We start from the raw sequence: 2,841 nt of genomic DNA, 5'->3' as shown, positions 1-2,841 counted from the left end.
ACCCAGCCGGGTCAGCAGCGCCGCGAGCGCCGCCTGCACCACCATGAACACCGTCACGTGCGCCCGACCGGCCAGTTCCACGAGACCCTCGTGCAAATCGTCCGGGATGTACACGTCGACGGTGTCACCGCGGTAAGAGGCGACTGCCGGCCGAGGGCGGTCGGTCGGCAGCGACAGTTCCTCGGGCAGGCCGGCGAGCGCCTCGGTCCAGTACGCCAACTGGCGGGAGACCACACTGTCCGGGTCGTCCTCCGAGCCCAGTGCCCGCTGCTGCCACAGCGTGAAGTCGGCATACTGCACCGGCAGCGGCGCCCACGCGGGCTGCCGGCCGTCGTGCCGGGCCCGGTAAGCCGAGGCGAGGTCGCGGATCAGGATCGGCATCGACCAACCGTCGCCAGCGATGTGGTGCACCAGCAGCAACAGCACGTGCTCGGCCGGGCCTACCCCGAACAGCCAGGCCCGGATCGGAATCTCGGTCGCCAGATCGAAGCCGTAGCGCGCCGCCGCCCGCAGCCGCTCGGGCAGGGCCGCCTCGTCAACGGCGAGTTCGAACAGTTCCGGCTGAGCCCGGTCCAGCACCACCTGCTCCGGGCCGTCCTCACCTTGCCGGAAGACCGTGCGCAGGCTCTCGTGCCGGGCCACCACGTCGGCCAGCGCAGCGCGCAGGGCCGGCGCGTCCAGGTCGCCGGCCAGGCGCAGCGCGGCCGGCACGTTGTAGGCCGGTCCCGTCTCCGCCATCTGATGCAGTACCCACAACCGCCGCTGCGCGGACGAGGCCGCCACGGCCGGTGGGCGTGGCACCGGCGCCAGCGGGGCCTGGCGGTCGGCGCCCGGTTCCAGGACGGCGGCGAGCGCGGCCGGGGTGGGTGCGTCGAACAGCCGCCGGATGGGAACCTGCACGCCAAGCACCTGCCGGATCCGGCCAGCCAGCCGGACGGCGGACAGCGAATGCCCGCCCAACTCGAAGAAACTGTCATCGACGCCGACCGGCTTACCGCCGAGCACCTCGGCGAACACGCCACGCAGAATCTCGGTGCGGGGGTGGTGCCGGGTCGCGATCTCGGATTTCACGATGGTCGCCGCCTCGGCGGCAGCCGCCAGCCCAGCCCAGTCGTAGTAGCCGGACGGGGTGAGCGGCAGCGCATCGTGCACCAGTACGGCGCGCGGGACGATCGCCTCAGGCAGCGCGGCGAGCAGGTCTCGGCGTACTGCGGCGGGGTCCGGGGCGGTGCCGGCGTGGGCCACGTGCGCGACGGCCGGGTCGGTGCCGGTCACCACGGCGTCGGCCACGTCGGGCCGGGCGAGTAGGGCTGCCACCACCCGGCGGTGGTCGGGCGCGACGGGTGCCTCCAGGCTGCCACGGATCAGTTCGAGCCGACCGTCGGAGCGGCGCCGTGCCAGGTCCCCGGTGCGGTACAGCCGGAGGCCGGGTGCGCCGAACGGGTCGGCGACGAACCGGGTCGCCGTGCTGCCGGGCTGGTCGCGGTAGCCGCGGGCCAGAGCGTCGCCACCGATGTAGAGCTGGCCGGCGACACCGTCGGGCACCGGGCGCAGGGCGTGATCGAGCAGGTGGTGGCGGGCGGTGCCGACCGGTACGCCCAGCACAGCCGTCTCGGCCGAACCGGTCACGTCGGTCGGCCAGATGGCGCAGTCGCCTGTGGTCTCCGGGCTGCCGTAGGCGACCTCGACCGCTGCCCACGGCAGGTCGCCGAGCCACCGGTCGAGAGCGGCGCCGACCACGGGTTCGCCGGCCACGACCAGCCGGCCGGTCGGCAGGTCCGCGTCGGCCATCGCCGCGAGCTGGCCAGGGCTCACCCGGCGGTGGGCCAGGCGGTCCTCCGGTACGTGGAAAGCCACCGCACCGCCGCTGGTCAGTGGCGCCAGCAGGGTGCCGATCAGCGCGCCGGCCGAGGACGCTCCATCGAAGATGGCAACGCCCGCCGGCGTCGGCTGGCCCGACACCGCATGTGCCAGGGCGCGATGATCGATCACGACGGCCGGTTCGCCGGGCCAGACGCAGGCGGCCTGCTGCGGCCGAGGCTTGGTGGCCACCTGCTCGGGATCACCGGGCCCAGCGAGCGCCACCACCTCGACCAGCACCGCCGGGCCGGGTTCACCTGCCTCGGCAAGCGCTACCGTGTCCGAGCCGGCGGGCACGACCCTCAGCACGGCGAGATCGGACTGATGGGGCATGACCGCGGCACCGGCCGCGAGCACCGACAGCACGGCGACCGCGTACTCCGGCCCGGCGGGCAGGGCGATCGCCACTGCCCGCTCCGCCCCCGCGCCATGGGTCACCAGGACGCGAGTCAGCACGTCGACCCGGGCGCCGAGCGCCGCGTAGTCGAGCACGCCCTCGGCGCCGAACAGCGCGGGCGCGTGCGGCGTGCGCTCCACCTGCGCCCAGAACAGCTCTGGCACGGTCACGACCGGAGCGGCGCCATCGATCGGAGGCAGCGCGGCGAGCACGCGCCGGGCCTCACCGTCCCGGAGGGCGTCGACATTGCCCACGTACTGGTCGGGGTCGTCGCCGATCGCGGTGAGGATGCGCTGGAAGCGGTCGGCGATGCCGGCGGCGGTGGCGTCGTCGAAGACGTCGGGCCGGTAGTCGAGGCGGAACCGCAGCTCGCCGCCGGGCAGCACCACCAGGGCGAGCGGGTAGTGCGTCACGTCGATGGCGTCGGCGCCTACCACCCGGAACGAGTCCACCATGGCAAACAGAGACTCGGTGTCGAGCGGGTAGTTGTCGAAGACCATGGCGGTGTCGAACAACGCTCCCAGCCCCACCACCTGCTGGATCTCCGCCAACCCCACCCACTGCACATCCAACAGGCGCGCCTG

The 2,841-nt window shown here is 73.7% G+C and carries 1 protein-coding gene; it reads right to left on the bottom strand.

Annotated elements, in window-relative coordinates; all coding sequences use genetic code 11:
- A partial coding sequence (locus AB0M52_RS32905; RefSeq protein ID WP_363961734.1) for a condensation domain-containing protein occupies positions 1-2,823 on the bottom strand: 2,823 nt, incomplete at its 3' end.
- Positions 2,824-2,841: the final 18 nt, after the last annotated feature.

Source organism: Micromonospora sp. NPDC051296 (assembly GCF_040682255.1).
Lineage (GTDB): Bacteria > Actinomycetota > Actinomycetes > Mycobacteriales > Micromonosporaceae > Micromonospora > Micromonospora craterilacus.
This window is presented reverse-complemented; position numbering and strand designations above follow the sequence as displayed.